Raw genomic sequence first — 20,085 nt, 5'->3', positions numbered from 1 at the left:
CACCGCAAGACACCGCAACCGCATGGGAAATCGAGAAGGGAAACCATGAGCGTCAAGTTGCAGAAGGTCAATGGCCTTGAGTTCGCTGTCCGGGATTTGTCGTTGGCCGAGGCCGGGCGGCATCAGATCCGGTTGGCCGAGCACGAGATGCCGGGCCTGATGGCGACTCGCGAGGAGTACGCGGATTCGCAGCCGTTGAAGGGTGCGCGGGTGGCGGGTTCGTTGCACATGACGGTGCAGACGGCTGTGTTGATCGAGACCTTGGTCGCGTTGGGCGCGGAGGTCCGGTGGGTGTCGTGCAACATCTTCTCGACGCAGGACGAGGCTGCGGCCGCGATCGTCGTCGGCCCGAACGGCACTCCAGAGAAGCCCGAGGGTGTGCCAGTGTTCGCGTGGAAGGGCGAGTCGCTGGAGGAGTACTGGTGGTGCACCGACCAGTTGTTCCAGTTCGGTGACGGTCAGGGCCCGAACATGATCCTCGACGACGGTGGCGACGCCACGTTGCTGGTGCACAAGGGCGTCGAGTTCGAGGCGGCCGGTGTGGTGCCGAACGCGGGCGAGGACGACCCGGAGGAGTACAAGGTCATCCTGGAGACCCTGCGCGCCAGCATCGCCCAGAATGGCCAGCGGTTCACCAAGATCGCCGGCGAGATCAAGGGCGTCACCGAGGAGACCACCACCGGCGTGCACCGCCTGTACGAGCTGGCCAAGACCGGGGACCTGCTGTTCCCCGCGATCAACGTCAACGACTCGGTCACCAAGTCGAAGTTCGACAACAAGTACGGCTGCCGCCACTCCCTGGTCGACGGCATCAACCGCGCCACCGACGTGCTCATCGGCGGCAAGGTCGCGGTCGTCTGCGGCTACGGCGACGTCGGCAAGGGCTCGGCGGAATCGCTGCGCGGCCAGGGCGCCCGGGTGATCGTCACCGAGGTCGACCCGATCTGCGCCCTGCAGGCGGCGATGGACGGCTACCAGGTCGCCACCCTCGAAGACGTCGTGGAGACCGCGGACATCTTCGTCACCACCACCGGCAACTTCAACATCATCACCGCCGAGCACATGACGCGGATGAAGCACCAGGCGATCGTGGGCAACATCGGTCACTTCGACAACGAGATCGACATGGCGGGCCTGGAGAAGGTGCCGGGCATCCGCAAGCAGGAGATCAAGCCCCAGGTCCACGAGTACGTCTTCGAGGACGGGCACTCGATCATCGTGCTGTCCGAGGGCCGCCTGCTGAACCTGGGCAACGCCACCGGTCACCCCAGCTTCGTGATGTCGAACTCCTTCACCAACCAGACGATCGCGCAGATCGAGCTGTTCACCAAGCCGGGCGAGTACGACAAGCAGGTCTACGTCCTGCCGAAGCACCTGGACGAGAAGGTCGCGCGCCTGCACCTGGATGCGCTGGGTGTGAAGCTGACCAAGCTCACCAAGGAGCAGGCCGCCTACATCGGCGTCGACGTCAACGGCCCGTACAAGCCCGACCACTACCGCTACTGATCGATTTCTCGGCTGAGAAGGAGACCAGGCCATGACTCGGGTCATAGACCGGCTGCGCCCCGGCAAGACGGTGTTCTCGGTGGAGTTCTTCCCCGCGAAGACCGACGAGGAGGAACGCCAGCTGTGGCGGGCCATCCGGGAACTGGAGCCGCTGGACCCCGCGTACGTGTCGGTGACCTACGGTGCCGGCGGGTCCAGCCGGGACCGCACCGTGCGCACCACCGGCCGGATCGCCAGCGACACCACCCTGGTGCCGGTGGCGCACCTGACCGGCGTGAACCACTCGATCGCCGAACTGCGGCACGTCATCGGCTCGTACGCGGCCGAGGGCATCACCAACGTGCTGGCGATCCGCGGCGACCCGCCGGGCGACCCGATGGGCGGGTGGGTCCCGCACCCGGAGGGCATCACCTACGCCGACGAGCTCGTGCGGCTGGTGCGCGAGTGCGGTGACTTCAGCGTGGGCGTCGCGGCGTTCCCGCACCTGCACCCGCGCTCGGTGGACCTGGAGTCCGACACCCGGCACATGGTCAACAAGCTGCGGGCCGGGGCGGACTTCTCGGTGGCGCAGATGTTCCTGGAGCCGGAGTACTTCCTGCGGCTGCGGGACCGGCTGGCGCAGCACGGCTGCGACCAGCCGCTGCTGCCGGGGATCATGCCGATCACCACGCCGCGGGTGCTGGGCATGACCACGCAGCTGAGCAACATGACGATCCCGGACGAGGTGTCGGCGGCGCTGGACCCGTTGCGCGACGACGCGGCCGGCTTCCGGGCGGCCGGGCTGGAGATCACCACCCGGCTGTGCGAGAAGCTGATCGCCGAAGGCGTGCCGGCGCTGCACTTCTACAGCCTCAACCGGGCCAAGGCCACCCGCGAGGTGGTGGCCAACCTCGGACTGGCCGACGGCGTGCTGAAAGCCGCCTGACGCCCGAGCCGTCGAAACCCGCCGTCCCTCCGGGGCGGCGGGTTTCTGCTCGTCGGGGCGGGATTCCGGGTGAGGTCGGTCACGACCCAGGGGCGCGCATCCGGGCCGCCCCGGTGCGCGGTGTCATCGAAGCCCGTCGGACGGCCGTCGCGCGCGGTCTTCGTGCCCGCATTCGGGTGACCGACTGCGGGCACTCGACACGCAGCGGAGCGATCAACGGCGGTGCCGGGGCACCGGACCCGGCGGCTTCCTTTTTGATCCGGTCCCGCGCTTCGCTAGAGTTGACGTATTCGCGGTCCGCGCGGCCGAATTCGGCCGCGACCGGAAATCGATCAGTCCAATTCGGGCAGAAGTGCAATGGTGCGCTGGAAGCGGTGTCCCGGGGCGGGGGTCGCAAACGCCGGGATCGGGGTTCGTCGAGTGCTGTCTGCGGGACGGGGAGGAGCAGGTCAGTGCCGTTGTCGCCGGTGTGTTCGCGCCGCGGTCCCGAACCGTTCGAGGGCGAATCTTCTCCACGAATTCCGAAAGATCAATTGTCGCGGATCGGCTCATCTCGTGGATTCGCCGCCCGCTGTTTCGGGAACGGAAACGGTTCGGTAACCCGGCCGGTCGATCTGCCGAGTTCGAATGGTTCGCGGAAACGACTTCTCGAATTGCGCGGTGAGGTGCGGCGATGATGACGACGAGCGAGGTCAGCGCGCTGGACTGGGCGTTCCTCTGCCTGGAGCAGGAAACCGCGCCGATGCACCTCGGCGCGGTCGCGGTGTTCCGGCCGCCGGAGCCGGCGGACCGGTTGCGCTTGCTGGCGCTGCTCGCGGAGCGGGCGCAGCGGATCGCGCGGCTGCGGCTGCGGATCGGCCAGTCCTGGCTGCCCGGCCAGGCCCACTGGGCGGAAGCCCCGGAATTCGACGCGTCCGGACACGTGCACAGCCACCAGCTGCCCACCCCCGGCGGGCGGGCGGAGCTGGCCGGGCTGGTCGCGGAGCTCCTCGCGGATCCGCTGGACCGGCGCCGTCCGCTGTGGGAACTGCACCTGATCACCGGCCTGGACGGGGACCGGTTCGCGGTGCTGGTGAAGTTCCACCACGCCCTGGCCGATGGCCGCGAGGCCGTCGAAACGGGCCTGGCGCTGCTGGACGGCTTCGCGCCCGCCGAGCAGGAACCGGCCTGCCCCGTCGGCGGTCCGCTGCAGCTCCTCCGGCGCCCGCGGAAGCTGATCGGGGCGGTGCGCGGAACCCTGTCGAAATCCGGCGAGACGCTGGGCATCGCCTCGTCGGTGGTGCGCAACATGCGGGTGCCGGTCCCGGATTCGCCGTTGCGCGCCTCGTCCTCGACGGCGCGGCGGGTTGCGCTGGTCCCGATCGACCTCGCCGACCTGCGGCGCATCCGCGCGAAGCACGGCGGCACCACCAACGACGTGGTGCTCGCGGTGCTCGCCGGGGCGTTCCGCCGGTGGCTGGCCACGCGCGGGCATCCGGTCGGCGAGCTGCCGGTGCGGGCGCTGATCCCGGTCTGCCGCCGGCGCGGCGACGACGTGAGCGGGAACAACCGGCTCTCCGGCTACCTGTGCGATCTGCCGGTGGACGAGCCGGATCCGGTGGCGAGGCTGCAGGCGATCCGGGCCGCGATGAGGCGCAACAAGAGCGCGGGTCCGCTGCGCGGGCCGGGCGCGTTCCCGGTGCTGGCCGGGCGAGTGCCGCAGATCGTGCACCAGGTGGCCGCCCCGCTGGCCGGGCAGAGCGCTGCGCTGCTGTTCGACACCGTGATCACCAACGTGCCGCTGCCGGACTTCCCGGCGACCCTGGGCGGGGCGGCGTTGGCGGAGCTGTACCCGGTGGCACCGCTGGCGGCAGGGCAGGCGCTGGCCATCGCGGTTTCGCAGTACCGCGGCACCGTGCACGTCGGCGTGCACGCCAACCGCGCCGCGCTGCCGGACCTGGAGAAGTTCAGCGGCGCGCTGCCGCTCGCGGTTGCCGAACTCGGCGACCTGTCATGACCGGTTCGCCCGCGCCGCCGCGGTTTTCCTGGTTATATGGTGGTATGGATCTTGTGGTGCGGACCGAGCACGGAGCGGTGCGCGGCACCGTCAATGGTGAGATCAGTGCGTTCAAGGGAATCCCGTACGCGGCGCCGCTGGACGGCCCGCGCCGGTTCCAGGCTCCGGTCGCGCCCGAGCGCTGGGACGGCGTGCGCGACGCCTCGGCGTTCAGCGCATCGGTGCCGCAGCCCGCGATCATGCCGGGCGTGCCGCCGCTGTGGAATCCCGGTGACGGCACCGATTCCCTCAGCCTGAACGTCTGGACCCCGGACCTCGGCGGCGGGTTGCCGGTGATGGTCTGGATCCACGGCGGCGCGTTCCTGGGCGGCGCGACCGACAGCCCGGCGTACGACGCGGCGCGGCTGGCGAGCGACGGCGTGGTCGTGGTGACGGTGAACTACCGGGTGGGCTACGAGGGCTTCGGCTGGGTCGCTGATGCTCCGGCGAACCGCGGCATCCTGGACCAGCTCGCGGCGTTGCGCTGGGTGCGGGAGAACATCGCGGCGTTCGGCGGCGATCCGGGCAACGTGACGATCTTCGGCGAGTCGGCCGGGGCGACCTCGGTGGCGGCGCTGATCGCCGGTTCGGCCGGGCAGGGCCTCTTTCACCGCGCCATCGCGCAGAGCCTGGGCAACCTCTACTCCGACGAGGACGAGGCCCGCAAGATCGGCGAGCTGATCGCCGGCCGGCTGGACGTGCCGGCCACCGCCGAGGCGCTGGGCTCGGTGCCGTCCGAGGCGATCCACGCGGCCCAGTCCCCGGTGATGCAGGAGATGAACGCCGACCGCGCGGCCTGGACGAACTCCACGGCGTACGCGGTGGTCCTGGACGGGGAGGTGCTGTCGGAGCTGCCGTGGGAGGCGCTGCGCTCCGGTGCGGCCCGCGGCGTGGACCTGATCAGCGGCTACAACACCGACGAGACCAAGATGTTCACGGTCGGGCTCCCCGCGGAGGCCAAGGACCCGGCCGCGATGGCGCAGGGCTTGCGGCTGGCGCCGTCGGTGGTCGACGAGTACCGCGCCGGGTACCCGGGCGTCGACGACGCGGAACTGTACACCGTGATGCTCAGCGACCAGCTGTTCCGCATGCCGTCGACGTGGCTCGCCGAGGGCCACGCCGCTGGCGGAGGGCGGAGCTACCTGTACGAGTTCTCCTGGCCCGTCCCGGGGCTCGGCGGTGCGCTCGGCGCCTGCCACGGGCTGGACGTGCCGTTCACCTTCGGCGTCTCGGAAAGCGAGCTCACCGCGGCGTGGTTCGAGGGCACGGTTCCGCCGGACTTCGAGGGCCTCTCCGGCGAGCTGCGCGGGGCGTGGGTCTCCTTCGCCACCACCGGCGACCCGGGCTGGCCCGCCTACACCGCCGCCGACCGCTCGGCCCGGATCTGGAACGTGCCGCCGACGGTGGTGGCCGACCCGATCAAGCCGTCCCGCGAGATCTGGCGGCACCGCTTCCCGGCGTGATCGTCGTCGGCCGGGATGGCGATTTCCCGCCATTCCGGCCGTTGCCGCGGCAGGCACGGGATTCTCTTGCGCATGCCCGGAAGATCGGCTCGTGCGGCAGCGGTCCTCACGATGGCGCTGGCCGTCGCGGTCCTACCGGGGACCGCGGCCGCGGCGCCGTACTGCCAGAGCATCACGGAGACCTCGAACCCGGACTGGATGGCGGGCCTACCGGACGACGCCAGCCTCGCGGAGCTGTCGATCCCGGGCACCCACCAAACCCTGTCGCTGCACGGCGGTTCCTTGACGCAGACGCAGGAAAACCACGGCGACAGCGCGGAAACGCTGGGCGTGCAGCTGCAGTCGGGCATCCGGGCCATCGACATCCGGGTGCGGCGCTACGACGACCTGTTCACCTTGCACCACGGGCCGTTCTACCAGAACGCCAACTTCTCCGACGTGCTGCGCGAGGCGGGCGAGTTCCTGGCCGCGCACCCCGGCGAAGCGGTGCTCATGCGGCTGAAGGCCGAGTGCACCGGCGAGATGACCTCGTGCACCGACGAGAACAGCCAGCTCGACACCGCGCAGATCCTCGACTGGTACCGGGACAACGATCCCAACGGCGGGTACCTGCTCGACCCGGCGGGCGGTGACATGCCGACGCTGGGGCAGGCGCGCGGCAAGATCGTGCTGGCCACCCTGCAGGGCGCGGGTGGCGGGCTCTACGAGGGGCGCGGGCTCGGCCAGTTCAACAACGACACCTGGGGCGAGTACGTCCAGGACGCCTACGAAGTGCCGACGCTGTTCGACATCGACGACAAGTGGTTCAAGGTCCGCGACCACCTGGACAAGACGGCGGCCGCCGACACCGGCCGGATGTTCCTGAACTTCTCCAGCGGTTCCAGCCCGGCGGCGTTCCCGGACGCGGTCGCCTGCGGCGCGTCCGGCTTCCGCGGCGTCAACGACTACGCACTGGAGCACCTCAACGGCAACGACCTGCCGAGGACCGGGGTGATCATGATGGACTTCCCGGGAGCGGACCTGGTGAACGCCATCATCGCGGCCAACCGCTGACCGGACGGGGCCGTCCGGATTCCAGGCGAAATCGGGAGCCACCGGCGAACCACGTCCCGGCGCTGAGGCCCCTCGGTGAGGTGCGGTTCCGGGGTTTCCGATTTCAGGCGAAATCGGGGCACGCCCGGGTTCATCGGCCCGGCCTTGGGGAGCACCGGTCGGCCTGCGGGGGAGAATCGCGGCGGATGGTCTGCTCGGGGCAGCGGAGGCGCTTCCGGCCCTGTTCGTCGTGGGAACTGTGGTGAGTACGAGGTGAGTGGGAAGTTGGGACGCTGGATCGACGTCGCCGATGGCGTGCTGGTTCGTCGGTACGAGGAGCTGGACCTCTCGGTCGGCCTCGTCGTGGGCGGCGAGCGCTGCCTCGTCATCGACACCGGCGGCGATGCCGGGCAGGGTGCCGAGCTCGCCGCGGCGGTCCGCGAGGTCACGCCGCTGCCCTGGTCGGTGGTCCTGACCCACGCGCACTTCGACCACAGCTTCGGCACCGAGGCGTTCCTGCCGTGCCAGGTCTGGGCGCACGACCGGTGCCGCGCCCAGCTCGTGGCCACGGGGGCGGATCAGCGCGAGAAGTGGGCTCGGAACTACCGCGAGCGGGGCGAGCACGAGGTCGCCGATCGCATCGAGGCGGTGCGGATCGCGTTGCCCGACAACCTGGTCGGCGACCGGCAGGTGCTCGACCTCGGCGGGCGCGACGTGGCGCTGCTCCACTTCAGACCGGCGCACTCCGACCACGACCTGGTCGTGCACGTGCCGGATGCGGGTGTCGTGTTCACGGGCGATCTGGTCGAGCAGGGCGCTCCGCCGCAGTTCGGTGACGCGTACCCGCAGGGGTGGCCCGCCGCGCTGGACGGCATCCTCGCGCTGGACGCGCCGGTGGTGCTGCCCGGGCACGGCGAGCCGGTGGACCGGGAGTTCGTGCTGCACCAGCGCGCCGAGCTGGCGACCGTGGCCGAGCTGTGCCGGGCGGTGGCCGAGGGGGAGCTCACCGCGGAGCAGGCGGTGGAGCGCTCGCCCTTCCCCGAGAAGTTCACCTTGGACGCCCTGGCGCGCTGACCTCACTGCGGGGGTGGACGCCCGCGTTGGTTAACGTGAGTAAGTATCGCGGCGGACGGAGGACGGCATGTCAGGCACGGCGGAGAAGGCGCTCGCGGCGCTGCGCGCGGAACTGCCCGAGCCGGTGCTGCTGACCGACCCCGATTCCGTCGCCCGCTTCGCCCACGACGAGGCCGAGTGGGCCCCGCACGGCGAACCGCTGGCGGTGGTGCGCGCGACCAGCACCGATGATGTCGTCGCCGCGGTGCGGATCTGCGCCGAGCTGGGCGTCCCGGTGGTGCCGCGAGGCGCCGGGACCGGTCTGTCGGGCGGCGCGAACGCCATCGACGGCTGCGTGCTGATCTCCTTCGAGGGCATGAACGAGATCCTGGAGATCAACCCGCGCGAGCAGCTCGCCGTGGTGCAGCCCGGCGTGGTCAACGACGATCTGCGCGCCGCCTGCCGCGAGCAGGGCGCCTGGTACCCGCCGGACCCGGCCAGCTCGCCGTGGTCGACCATCGGCGGCAACGTCGCCACCAACGCGGGCGGCGTGTGCTGCGTGAAGTACGGCGTGACCCGCGACTACGTGCTGGGCCTGGAAGCCGTCGTCGGCAACGGCGAGGTGGTGCGGCTGGGGCGGCGCACCGCCAAGGGCGTCGCCGGCTACGACCTGTGCGGGCTGTTCGTCGGCTCGGAAGGCACGCTCGGCGTGATCACCGAGATCACCGTCAAGCTGCTGCCCGGCCTGCGAGCTCCCGAGCGCACCGTGGTCGGGTACTTCGATTCCCTCGTGGCGGCGGGCGAAGCGGTGGCCGCGGTCGCCGCGGCCGGGATCGTGCCGTCGGCGCTGGAACTGCTCGACCAGCACTGCCTTAAGGCCGTCGACGAGTGGAAGAACATGGGCCTCAGCGCCGAGGCGAACGTGCTGCTGCTCGGTCGTTCCGACACGCCGGGCGCGGCGGGGGAGCAGGAGGTCGACGGGCTGCTGCGCTGCTTCGACGAGGCCGGCGCGACCTGGAGCGCCCGTTCCACCGACGAGCACGAGGCGGATGCGTTGTTCGCCGCGCGCCGGCTGGCGTATCCGGCGCTGGAGCGGCTCGGCCCGGTGCTGACCGAGGACGTCTGCGTGCCGCGGGCGAAGGTGCCGGAGATGCTGGGCCGCATCGAGGCGGCGGCGCAGCGGCACGACACGCAGATCGCCAACATCGCGCACGCCGGCGACGGCAACCTGCATCCGCTGATCATCACGCCGCCCGGTGACGACGCATCGCGGCTGCGCGCGCAGCGGGCCTTCGACGACATCGTCGCCGACGCCATCGCGATGGGCGGCACGGTGACCGGCGAGCACGGCGTGGGCCTGCTCAAGCGAAAGGGCCTGCACGCGGAGCTCAGCCCGGCGGTGATCGGCATGCACCACGCGGTCAAGAACGCCCTCGACCCGGCCGGGATCTTCAACCCAGGCAAGGTCTTCGGCGACCCGGACAGCTGAGAGCCCGCGCGCGAGCACATCGGGGACACACCCGCGTGAGGCCCGTTTCCCAATTGTTGCGGGAAAAGCGGCGCCCTCCGCGCTTGGAGGCTGCGCGGATCGGTGCCTCGGCACCGGGAGGCGCCGGATTCGCGCGAAACCGCCACCCAACGCCCGCCCCATCACGGACTGCTACTCCGAACGGGTTCGCGTGCGCTCGTTCCCGATGGCGGCGGCGCGAGCTGGTCATCCGGGAGGCGATTCCCCGGAACCCCACGGGAAAGGCTCTCAAGCACGTCCTCCGCGCTGACCTCGAACAGTCGTAGTCCGGGAGCCGGGCGGCGTTTTCGCGCGAAAGCGGCGTGCAGAGCAGCCTTGTCGCCGTCAATGCACCCATGGCCCGTGGGCAGCGGAGCGCCGTCAGCGCTTCGCGAGTTCCAGGGCCGCCGTCTCGATGGTGTCCTCGTCGAGCAGGACGTGGTAGGCCGCCGCGCCGAGCGGGATGAAGCTGTCCTCGCTGGTGACCCGGGCGATCGGCCCGGCGAAGCCATCGTCGACCAGCGCCGTCACCACCGGCTCGGAAACTCCGCCGCTGCGGCGGGTTTCGTCCACCACCAGCACCCGGCCGGTCGCGCGCGCCGCGGCCAGCAGGTCCTCGACCGGCAGCGGCGCCAGCCAGCGCAGGTCCAGCACCCGCACCCCGATGCCGCGCTCCCGCAGCCGCTTCGCGACGCGCAGGCTCATCGGCACGCCGTTGCCGAAGCTGACCAGCGTCAGGTCGTCGCCGTCGCCGTACTCGCGGGCCCGCCCGATCGGCACGTGGTGCTCACCGGGCGCGGGGTACCGCGCCAGCCACTCGCCGTCGCCGGGTTCGTGCAGGTCGCGCGTGTGGTACAGCGCGATGGGCTCCAGGAACACGCACACCCGGCCGTCCTCGTGCGCGGCGGCGACGCAGGTGCGCAGCATCGCGGCGGCGTCGTCGGGCCGCGACGGCGAGGCGACCACGACGCCCGGCAGGTCGCGCAGCGCGGCGACGCTGTCGTCGTTGTGGAAGTGGCCGCCGAAGCCCTTCTGGTAGCCGTAGCCGGCGATGCGCACGACCATCGGGTTCCTGTACTGGCCGTTGGAGAAGAAGCTCAGCGTGCTGCCCTCGCCGCGCAACTGGTCGGCCGCGTTGTGCACGTACGCGAGGTACTGGATCTCGGGGATCGGCAGCAGCCCGGCGAGCCCCGCACCGAGTGCGGTGCCCAGGATGCTCTGCTCGTCCAGCAGCGTGTCGAAGACCTTGGTGCCGCCGAACTTCTTGCGCAGCCCGCGCGTCACCCCGTACACGCCGCCCTTGCGCGCGACGTCCTCGCCGAAGACCACGACGCCCGGGTCGCGGCCCAGCTCCTCGGTCAGCGACCGGTTGATCGCCTGCGCCAGGGTCAGCGGCCCCTCGGCTTCGGGCAGTTGATCGGCGAAGACCTCCGCGCGCCGCGGCGGGACCTCGCCCGCCCGGCGCGCGATGACGTCGGGCCGGTCCTGGTAGATCGACGCCATCACCTCGGCGGCGCTGCCCAGTTTGCGGCGGCCGAGCGCATCCTCCGCGATGCGCGCGACCTCGGCCCGCTTGTCCTCGTATCGCGCGAGCACCTCGCCTGGCTCCAGGATCCCGTTGTCCACCAGCGCTTTCGCCGTGCCGAGCAACGGGTCGCGCTGGTAGTCGGTGGTGATCTCGGTGCGCGACCGGTAGCCGGATTCCACGTCGGACCCGGCGTGACCCATCAACCGCACCGTCCGCAGGTGCAGGAATGCCGGGGCGCGGTGCTCGCGAACCCAGTCGGCGGCCTCCCGAGCGACCGCCAGGCACCGCACCGGATCGGCGCCGTCGACCGCGAAGTACCGCAGGCCGGCGCGGTTGCCGTAGGTGGATTCGATCCAGCCCTGCGGGGTGCGCACGCTGATCCCGATGCCGTTGTCCTCGCACACCAGCAGCAGCGGCATCGGCAGGCCCTGGAAGGCGCAGTGCAGCGCCGAGTTGATCGCGCCGGTCGCGGTCGAGTGGTTCGCCGAGGCGTCGCCGAAGCTGCACACCACCACCGAATCCGCCGGCCACGCGGTCGGGACGCCCAGCTTCGCCGCCCGTCCCAAGGAGAACGCCAGGCCGACCGCGCGTGGCAGGTGCGAGGCGATGGTCGAGGTCTGCGGGATGACGGACAGCTCGGCGTTGCCGAACACCTTGTGCCGCCCGGCGGAGATCGGTTCGTCGGCCGAGGCGACGATGCCCAGCAGCACGTCGCGCAGCGGGTGCTGCCCCGGCACCTGCCCGCCGCGGTGGACGTAGAAGCCACCGGAGCGGTAGTGCAGCAGCGCCGGATCGGTCGGCCGCAGAGCGGCGGCGACCGCGGCGTTGGACTCGTGCCCGGACGAGCCGATGCTGTAGAAGCCCTTGCCCTGGGAGCCCAGTTGCCGTGCCTGGAAGTCCAGGTGCCGGCTGCCGGCCTGCGAGTCGAACAGCTCGAGCAACTCGTCGCCCGGCCCCGACCCGGTGGACGGTCGTGCGGACCAACCGGCCACGGCGGCCCGGAAGAACTCGTCAACGGGCTCGGTCTTGTCGCTCATCGATCCTCCGTGTTGCAAGTGAGCGGGTCGGGCGTTGGGTCGCGGTCACGGCTCGCGCGGTTCCGCGTGCCAGCCGTTGGCCACCTGGGCGCAGGACTTGGCCAGGCACTCCAGCGCGATCGGCAGCAGCGGGTTGGTGTTCTGCTTCCGGTACAGGGCCTTCACCCTGCGGTGCGGCTGCCAGCCGGAGATCCGGGAGATGCGCACGTGGTCGTCGGGGATCGCCAGCCCGGGCAGCACCGCGACCCCGAGGTCGCGGGCCACCAGGTCCCGGATCACCGAGTAGTCGTTGCTGCGGAAGGTGATCCGCGGCACGAACCCGGCCGCGGCGGCCAGCCGCACCAGCGCCCGCGCGCCCGCGGTGTCCTGCCGGGTGCAGATCCAGGCGTCGTCGGCGAGCTCGCGCAGGTCCACCTCCGGGGCGCCGGCCAGCCGGTGCGTCTCGGGCAGCGCCAGCCGCAGCGGTTCGGCCATCAGCTCCTCCACGCACAGCTCGATCGGCCACTGCCGGGGATCGAGGTCGTACTCGAAGACCACCGCCGCGTCCAGGACGCCTTCGAGCACGTCGCCGAGCACTTCGTCCGGTTCGCCCTCGTCGAGCTGCACCTCGGCGCTGGGCCGCTCGGCGACCACGGCGGCCAGCACGTCGGGCAGCACGCGCGCGTTGGCGGTGGCGAAGCTGGCCAGCCGCAGACTGCCTTCCTCGCCGGCGACCATCGCCCGCACCTCGCGTTCCAGCGAGTCGAGCGCGCCGAGCGCGTCGCGGCTGCGGTCGGCGAGCCGGACCGCCAACGCGGTGCTGCGGGCGGAGCGGGCGGAGCGTTCGAACAGCGGCGCGCCGACCGCGCGTTCCAGCAGCACCATCTGCTGCGACACCGCCGATGCGGTGTAGCCGAGCACCCTGCCGGCCTCGGCGAACGAGCCGGTGCGGACGCATTCCTGCAGGGTTCTCAGGTGGATCGGGTTGAGCACGCCTGCCCCCTCAACTCTCGTCTTCCAGACCGCGCACCCGGTGCCGGCTCGCCCCGGGCGTCGACCGCAATTTCCATTGAAATCGAAGGTTCGATTTCAATGGAAATTGCGGAGCCACGCGATGTGGGTTCAGGTTCAAAGCGGCCCTCACGCGGTCGCGGTGCTGGGCAACCGGCCGCGCAGCTGCATCGCCGTCCGCACCCGCTGCTTCGCCAGGTCCAGCGCCGCCTGGTGCGGCAGCACGCCGTCGGACTGCGCGGTGTCCAGCACCAGCACGGTGTTGCTGCGGGTCCGCTCCGCGACCGCCCGCAGGATCGCGGTCGGCTCCGGCCGGAACGCGGAATACCGCGCATCCATCGCGAAACCGGCCGCGATGGCGCCGCCGGCGTTGGCGATGAAGTCCGGCACCACGGTGATCTCGCGGGTGGCCAGCAGCCGGCGGGCCTCCGGCGTGGTCGGCAGGTTCGCGCCCTCCACGACCAGCCCGGCCCGGATGCCGGCGGCGACGGCTTCGTCGATGACGTCCTGCCCGGCGGCCGGGATCAGCACGTCGCAGTCCACCAGCAGCTCCTCGCCGCGCGGAATCCGCTGCTGCGCCGAGGCCTTGGCCACGCACGCGTCGCCGAACTCGGCGCGGGCGTCCAGCCACCGCGGCACGTCGAGCCCGTCCGGGTCGTGCACCGACCCGTCGATCGTGGACAGCGCCACCAGTTGCGCGCCGAGCTCGTGCAGCCGCTTCGCCGCTGCCGCCCCGACGGCGCCGAAGCCCTGCACCGCCACCCGCGCGCCGGCCACGCTGCGGCCCTGCCGGGCCAGCGCCGCGTCCACGGCCTCGGCGACGCCGTGGCCGGTCACGCCCAGCTGGTCGTAGGGCACGCCGCCCAGCGATTCGGGCACCCCGACGGCCGCGCCGCGATCGCCGAGCTCGTCCTGGATGATCGCCGCGTCGTGCTCGGTCATCCCCATGTCCAGCCCGGCGACGTAGCTGGCCGGGATCTGGTCAGCCAGCCGCCGCGCGAAGGCCCGCACGATCCGCTCCTTGTCCGGCGAGTCCGGGTCGGCGAAGATGCCGGCCTTCGCGCCGCCGTGGAACAGGTCGACCGCGGCCCACTTCCAGGTCATCACGCGGGCCAGCCGGGCGACCTCGCCGACGGTGACGGTCGGGCTCATCCGGGTGCCGCCCTTGCCGGTGCCGCGGGCGGTGTTGTCGATGACCAGCACGCCCCGCATGCCGGTGCGCGCGTCGGAGACGCACACGACCTTCTCCGGGCCCCACTCGTCGATCTCCTGCAACAGATCACGCACGGTTCGCGCTCCTTCGTCGGCTGCGCCGCACGCAGCCCGGATCGGGGGATTCAGTTCTCGTTTTTGAAGCGGCGAAGCCGCTTAGCCCACCCTCACAACCGGCACCGCCGCGGGTTCTCAGGCGTCGTCTCGGGAGGACAGCCCCAGCGCTGTGTATTGGACATACATGAGTCGGGGATCCCGGACCGAGACGGCGCCTGAGGTTCCGCTACCTGCACCGCTACGCAGAAAGAGTCCAAAACAGCCTTTCAGACGCAGTTGTGCTCGGGGCGGACCTCGGCCCCGGCGAAGCGGCGGGCGTCGAGGCCGGAGACGTCGACGACCGGCCGGCGGCCGAGCACGAGGTCGCGCATCACCTCGCCGATCGCCGGCCCCTGCAGGAAGCCGTGGCCGGAGAAGCCGGTGGCGTACAGGAACCGGCTCGCTCCCGCCGCCTCACCGATCAGCGCGTTGTGGTCGGGCGTCATCTCGTAGAGTCCGGCCCAGCCGTGCGCCACGCCGATGTCGGCCAGCCGCGGCGCGCGCCGCGCCACCGCGTCGGCGAGCCGTCCGAGCCAGCGGTCGTCGGTGTTGAGCCGGAAGCCGTACTCCTCGTCGGGGTCGGACATGCCGATGAGCAGGCCCGGACCCTCGTCGTGGAAGTAGAAGCTGGTGCCGAAGTCGATGGTGAACGGCAGCCGCGGCGGCAGGCCCGGCACCGGCTCGGTGACCAGGATCTGCCGGCGCAGCGGGCGAACGGGCAGCTCGACGCCGGCGAACTCGCCGACGGCCGCCGACCAGGCGCCCGCCGCGCAGACCACTGTGGACGTTTCGACGGAGCCGAAGTCGGTGTGCACCGCGGTTATCTCGCCGCGGCTGACCTCGATGCCGGTGACCGGGCAGTTCCGCCGCAGCAGCGCGCCGTGGTGCCGGGCGCCCTGCGCGTACCCCTGCACCACCGCCTCGGGCGTGCAGTGCCCGTCGGTGGGGGAGAAGGCCGCCGCGCGCAGCCCGTCCGGCACGACGTACGGGGAGAGCTCGCAGGCCTCCCGGACGGTCAGCATCCGGCTGGGCACGCCGAACTCGTTCTGCAGCCGCACGCCGCGCTCGAAGGCCGCGACGTCCGCGTGATCGGACAGCAGGAACAGGTAGCCGTGCTGCTTGAGGTCGATCTCGCCGCCGGGCCGCCGCGCGAAGTCCTCGAACGCCCGCAGGCTGCGCTGCCCGAGCTCGATGTTGACCGGGTCGGAGAACTGCGCCCGCACGCCGCCGGCGGCCTTGCTGGTGCTACCCGCGCCGAGCTCGTCCCGCTCCAGCAGCAGCACGTCCACGCCGGCCTCGGCGAGGTGGAAGGCGGTGCTGACGCCCACCACCCCGCCGCCGATCACGACGACCTCGGCCCGGTGCGGCAGCATCACCGCGCACCGCCGAGTTCCGGTGGCAGCCGGAAGTCCAGCTCCGGCTCGACGGTGTCGACGTCCATCTGCGCCTTCTGCAGCTTGCCGGAGAAGTCCCAGTTCAGAGACTGCCAGCGGGTGAACTGGTCGAGCACCCAGACGCCGGACTGGCGGCTGCCGTTGCCGGACTTGCCGTTGCCGCCGAAGGGCAGGTGCGCCTCCGCGCCGGAGGTCGAGTTGTTCACGCTGACCATGCCCGCGCCGATGCCCTCCCGGAACCGGAACGCGGTGGCCGGGTCGGTGGTGTAGATCGCCGCGGACAGCCCGTAGCCCGGGGCGTTGCCCAGCTCGATGGCCTCGTCCAGCGTGTCGTAGGTGGTGACGCCGACGATCGGGCCGAAGGTCTCGTTGCGGAACACGTGGTCGTCCGGCCGCAGCCCGTCCAGCAGCACCGGGTGGTAGTACAGCCCGGTCGACGGATCGCCCCGGAATCCCTTGCGCGGCGCCGAGTCGGTGATCCGGCCGACCGACTCCGAACCGAGCACGGTGTGGTGCTCGGCGATGTTGTCCAGGATGGACTCGAAGTTGTCGGCGAACTTCTGGTCCAGCAGCGGGCCGTAGAGCACGTCGCCCGCCGGGTCGCCGATGGTGGCCGCGCGCAGCGCCGCGTCCAGCCGCCCGACGAACTCGTCGTGCACGTCGCGGTGCACGATCAGGTTGCCCAGCGAGGTGCAGCGCTGCCCGGCGGTGCCCCACCCGGAGAACAGCGCACCCTCCACAGCCAGGTCGAGCTCCGCGTCCGGGGTCACGATCATCGGGTTCTTGCCGCCCAGCTCCAGGCACGGGCTCTGCAGGTAGCGGCCGCACAGCTCGCCGACCCGCGCGCCGACCGCGCTGGAACCGGTGAAGCCGACCTTGTTGACGGTGCCCGCATCCAGCGCGGACTCCAGGCCCTTGAAGGTCGCCTCGCCGTCGGTGTAGACGAGGTTGAGCACGCCCTTGGGCACCCCGGCGCGCCAGGCCAGCTCGGCCAGTGCCCGCGCGGCGCCCGCGGCGTACTCGGCGGGCTTCCACACCACGGCGTTGCCGCACAGCAGCGCGGGAACCATGTACCAGGACGGCACCGCGACCGGGAAGTTGCCCGCGGTGATCACCACCGCTACGCCCACCGGCACGCGGAAGGTGAACAGCTGCTTGTCCGGCATCTCCGAGGGCACGGTCTGCCCGTAGAGCCTGCGGCCCTCGCCGAGGAAGAAGTCGCAGGTGTCGATGATCTCCTGCACCTCGCCGAGCGCCTCGGCGTAGGGCTTGCCGATCTCCCGGGTCACCAGCCGCGCCAGCGACTCCTTGTTCGCCTCGACCAGCCGGCCCAGCCCGGCCACCACCCGGCCGCGCACCGGCGCGGGCACCTGCGCCCACTCGCGCTGCGCCCGCTGCGCCTGCTCGGTCGCGGCCAGCAGCGTCTCGGGTCCGCCGAGGGAGACCTCGGCGACGACGTCCTCCAGGTTCGCCGGGTTGCGGGAGAGGTACTCGCCTCCGCCGTCGACCCGGGCGGGGGCGTCCGGACCGATCACGGAGCTCAACGTCGACTGCACCGACATGCACCTCTTCCAGCTCGTTGGGGTACTCGCGCGGAGGTGTGCCGCGGGACACCTCCGCCGTCGGGATCACCGTAAATCCCCGGAGGCGTCTTCGCGGAGAATCAGAAGAGTGATTTCTTCTCCCCCTGAGCGATAGCACGGCTTCTGCTCGCGATGATCTCCACGCGCCGAGATGTCGATCTCTACCGCTGCGGCCGGAGGTGTGGCAGCGTGCCGCGCATGGACGTGTGGAGCGACGCCGACGTGGCCGCGGCGCTGGACCTGGACACCGCCATCGCCTCGCAGCGGCTGGCGTTCGAATCGCTCGGTCGCGGCGAGGCGCAGCTCGCTGAGAAGGTCGCCATCCGAACGGGCGACGACACGACGCTGTGCTACCTCAGCCGCCTGTCGCCGAGGCACGGAGCCGTCAGCAAGCTGGTCGCGGTCCACCCCGGCAACGCCGACCGGGGCCTGCCCGCGATCTCGGCGACGGTGCTGGTCCTGGACGCGACCACCGGCCGACCGGTGGCGACCATGCAGGCCACCGCGCTCACCGAGATCCGCACGGCCGCGGGCAGCGCCGTCGCCGCCGACGCGCTCGCGGTGCCCGACGCCGACGAACTCGCGATTCTCGGCTCCGGAGTGCAGGCGAGGGCGCACGCCCGCGCGATCGCGCGCGTGCGCGAGCTGCGCGAACTCCGGATCTACAGCCGCGACGCGGCGCGCCGCGAGGCCGCGGCCGAGGAACTGGCGGCCGAGCTGGGTATCGCGGTGCGAGCCGTGGCGAGCGCCGGGGAAGCGGTCCGCGAAGCGCCGCTGGTCGTGGCCTGCACGCTCAGCGCGGAACCCGTCGTCCCGACCGCCGCGGTCGCGGCGGGAGCGACGGTGATCAGCGTCGGCAGCTTCGAGCACCACCGGTGCGAGGTGGACGCGGAGCTGATCCGGCGCGCCGGAGCGGTCGTGGTCGACGAAGTCGGCACGGCCGCGACGCACGCGGGACCGATCGTGCGCGCCTTGGAGCGCGGCGACATCGAGCGCGCGCAGCTGCGAGCGCTCGGCGCGGTGCTGCTGGGCGAAGCCCCGGGGCGCGTCAGCGCGGGGGAGGTGGTGTTCTACAACAGCGTCGGCCTGGGCGTGCAGGACGCCGCCGCGGCCCACGCCGTGCTCGGCTCCCTCTGAAGGGAATCCCGGCTCGTCGCGGGAAAGACGAAGGGTGGCGGTGGACTGTTCGGTGGAATGCGTCAATGTGTGGGGGGATGTGATGGTTTGGTAGATCGTGGGGTTTGTCGGTGCCCGCCGGTACTGTTCCCAGTGATGAGCACGGTGTTGCAGGCGTACCGGTTCGCGCTGGACCCGAACCCTGACCAGGAGTCGGCGTTGCGGTCGCATTGTGGTGCGCAGCGGTTCGCGTTCAACTGGGGGCTGGGCCGTATCAAGGCCAACCGCGATCAGCGGAAAGCCGAGGCATCGTACGGCCTGGACGGGGATGAGTTGACGCCGTCTGTGAGCTGGTCGGCCTACAACTTGCGCAAGGACTGGAACCTGGCCAAGGACACGGTTGCGCCGTGGTGGCAGGAAAATTCGAAGGAGGCGTACTCGTCTGGCTTGGCCAATCTGGCGGCCGCGCTGAAGAGCTGGGACGACTCGAACAAGGGTCGACGCAAGGGCCGCAAGGTCGGGTTCCCGAGGTTCAAGGGCAAACGAGCTGGGTTGTCGTGCCGGTTCACCACTGGCAGCTTCGGTCTCGACCGCGACCGGCGCCATGTGAAGCTGCCTCGCATCGGGGTGGTGCGTACGCACGAGTCCACTCGCAAGCTCGCTCGTCATATGGAGCATGGGAGGGCGCGGATCCGGTCGGCGACGGTGTCGTTTCGGGCGGGGCGCTGGTTTGTGTCGTTCTCGGTGGAGATCACCCGCGACGATCCCGCCTCTGCCCAGCCCGATGTAGCGGTGGGGGTAGATCTCGGGATCAAGTCCCTCGCCGTGCTGTCGACCGGCGAGGTGATCGCCAATCCGAAGCACCTCGAAGTGGCACAACGCGAGTTGCGACGGTTGCAGCGTCAGGCTTCGCGACGTCAAGGCCCGGACCGGCGTACCGGGCAGAAGCCGTCGAATCGTTGGCGGAAGACTCAAGCCCGCATCGTCAGGCTTCACACCATGGTGGCCAACGCGCGCCGTGACGGACTGCACAAGCTCACCACCCGGCTTGTGCGGACTTTCGGAGCGATCGTGTTGGAAGATCTCAACGTGGCGGGCATGACGAAAAACCGCCGCTTGGTGCGGCACATAATGGATGCTGGCATGGCCGAACTCCGACGGCAGGTCGAGTACAAAGCCTCCTGGGCCGGGGTGCGTGTGCACGTCGCGGACCGGTGGTATCCCAGCTCTAAGACGTGTTCGGATTGTGGCGTGGTGAAAGCCAAGCTGCGCCTGTCCGACCGTGTTTTCACCTGCTCTTCCTGCGGGATGAGCATGGATCGTGACCTCAACGCGGCCCACAACCTCGCCAAGCTCGCTGAGGCCACGACGTCCTCCCCGAGTTGCGGGGCGACGATAAACGAGCCCGATGGAAACCCACACAAGACCCGCAGTACGCGGGCAGCGGGTATCGCCACGGGAAGACTCGCGCCGAAGGGCACGGGCCAACGCCGGCACCGCAAGGCGTCGGCTCACGACACGCTTTCACACGCTTCGTGAACGGAGGTACTCGGTGCGAGAGACAGTTGTCTTCCTCGGCCTCCTGGTCTGCAGCCACCGCGAAACCAG

14 protein-coding genes are annotated in these 20,085 nt (G+C 71.0%); 9 read left to right on the top strand and 5 right to left on the bottom strand.

All coding sequences use genetic code 11. The features are described from left to right. The first annotated feature begins 45 nt into the window (after positions 1–45). From ahcY to AB0H93_RS07610, 7 genes are all read left to right on the top strand, one after another. Positions 46–1,506, top strand: a complete 1,461-nt coding sequence (gene ahcY, locus AB0H93_RS07640; RefSeq protein ID WP_358569026.1) for an adenosylhomocysteinase — start codon at positions 46–48, stop codon at positions 1,504–1,506. Between the two features lie 31 nt (positions 1,507–1,537). Beyond that, the gene (locus AB0H93_RS07635; RefSeq protein WP_358569023.1) at positions 1,538–2,431 is read left to right on the top strand and encodes a methylenetetrahydrofolate reductase; all 894 of its coding nucleotides are present in this window, start codon (positions 1,538–1,540) and stop codon (positions 2,429–2,431) included. 673 nt (positions 2,432–3,104) lie between these two features. After that, positions 3,105–4,427, top strand: a complete 1,323-nt coding sequence (locus tag AB0H93_RS07630; protein ID WP_358569020.1) for a wax ester/triacylglycerol synthase family O-acyltransferase — start codon at positions 3,105–3,107, stop codon at positions 4,425–4,427. 44 nt (positions 4,428–4,471) lie between these two features. Further along, positions 4,472–5,929: a carboxylesterase family protein gene (locus tag AB0H93_RS07625; protein WP_358569017.1), complete on the top strand. Its 1,458-nt coding sequence runs from the start codon at positions 4,472–4,474 to the stop codon at positions 5,927–5,929. Positions 5,930–6,001: 72 nt separating this feature from the next. Then, complete coding sequence (locus AB0H93_RS07620) at positions 6,002–6,982, top strand: phosphatidylinositol-specific phospholipase C (protein WP_358569014.1); 981 nt, start codon at positions 6,002–6,004, stop codon at positions 6,980–6,982. Between the two features lie 252 nt (positions 6,983–7,234). After that, positions 7,235–8,035: an MBL fold metallo-hydrolase gene (locus AB0H93_RS07615; protein WP_358569011.1), complete on the top strand. Its 801-nt coding sequence runs from the start codon at positions 7,235–7,237 to the stop codon at positions 8,033–8,035. Positions 8,036–8,102: 67 nt separating this feature from the next. Beyond that, a complete protein-coding gene (locus tag AB0H93_RS07610) occupies positions 8,103–9,503 on the top strand; it encodes an FAD-linked oxidase C-terminal domain-containing protein (RefSeq protein WP_358569008.1) in 1,401 nt (466 codons plus the stop codon). Between the two features lie 399 nt (positions 9,504–9,902). Here the strand turns inward: AB0H93_RS07610 and AB0H93_RS07605 are convergent, their stop codons facing one another. From AB0H93_RS07605 to AB0H93_RS07585, 5 genes are all read right to left on the bottom strand, one after another. After that, complete coding sequence (locus tag AB0H93_RS07605; RefSeq protein ID WP_358569006.1) at positions 9,903–12,086, bottom strand: thiamine pyrophosphate-dependent enzyme; 2,184 nt, start codon at positions 12,084–12,086, stop codon at positions 9,903–9,905. 45 nt (positions 12,087–12,131) lie between these two features. Next, positions 12,132–13,058, bottom strand: coding sequence for a LysR family transcriptional regulator (locus AB0H93_RS07600; RefSeq protein ID WP_358569003.1), 927 nt, complete (start codon positions 13,056–13,058; stop codon positions 12,132–12,134). A gap of 147 nt (positions 13,059–13,205) precedes the next feature. Beyond that, complete coding sequence (locus AB0H93_RS07595) at positions 13,206–14,363, bottom strand: Glu/Leu/Phe/Val dehydrogenase dimerization domain-containing protein (RefSeq protein ID WP_358569001.1); 1,158 nt, start codon at positions 14,361–14,363, stop codon at positions 13,206–13,208. 248 nt (positions 14,364–14,611) lie between these two features. Next, positions 14,612–15,757, bottom strand: coding sequence for an FAD-binding oxidoreductase (locus AB0H93_RS07590; RefSeq protein WP_358568998.1), 1,146 nt, complete (start codon positions 15,755–15,757; stop codon positions 14,612–14,614). Beyond that, on the bottom strand, positions 15,757–17,340 hold the full coding sequence (locus AB0H93_RS07585) for an aldehyde dehydrogenase family protein (protein ID WP_358568995.1): 1,584 nt from the start codon (positions 17,338–17,340) through the stop codon (positions 15,757–15,759). Before AB0H93_RS07585 ends, AB0H93_RS07590 begins: the two co-directional genes overlap by 1 nt. A 219-nt stretch (positions 17,341–17,559) precedes the next feature. Between AB0H93_RS07585 and AB0H93_RS07580 the strand changes: the two genes are divergently transcribed. Together AB0H93_RS07580 and tnpB are read left to right on the top strand one after the other, a co-directional pair. Next, positions 17,560–18,498, top strand: coding sequence for an ornithine cyclodeaminase family protein (locus AB0H93_RS07580; protein WP_358569509.1), 939 nt, complete (start codon positions 17,560–17,562; stop codon positions 18,496–18,498). Between the two features lie 135 nt (positions 18,499–18,633). Beyond that, positions 18,634–20,016 (top strand): IS607 family element RNA-guided endonuclease TnpB, encoded by a 1,383-nt coding sequence (gene tnpB / locus AB0H93_RS07575; RefSeq protein ID WP_358568992.1) that lies wholly within the window; start codon positions 18,634–18,636, stop codon positions 20,014–20,016. The last annotated feature ends 69 nt before the right edge of the window (positions 20,017–20,085 follow it).

Origin of the sequence: Saccharopolyspora sp. NPDC050642 (assembly GCF_040654735.1) — a bacterium.
Taxonomy (GTDB): Bacteria; Actinomycetota; Actinomycetes; order Mycobacteriales; family Pseudonocardiaceae; genus Saccharopolyspora; species Saccharopolyspora elongata.
This window is presented reverse-complemented; position numbering and strand designations above follow the sequence as displayed.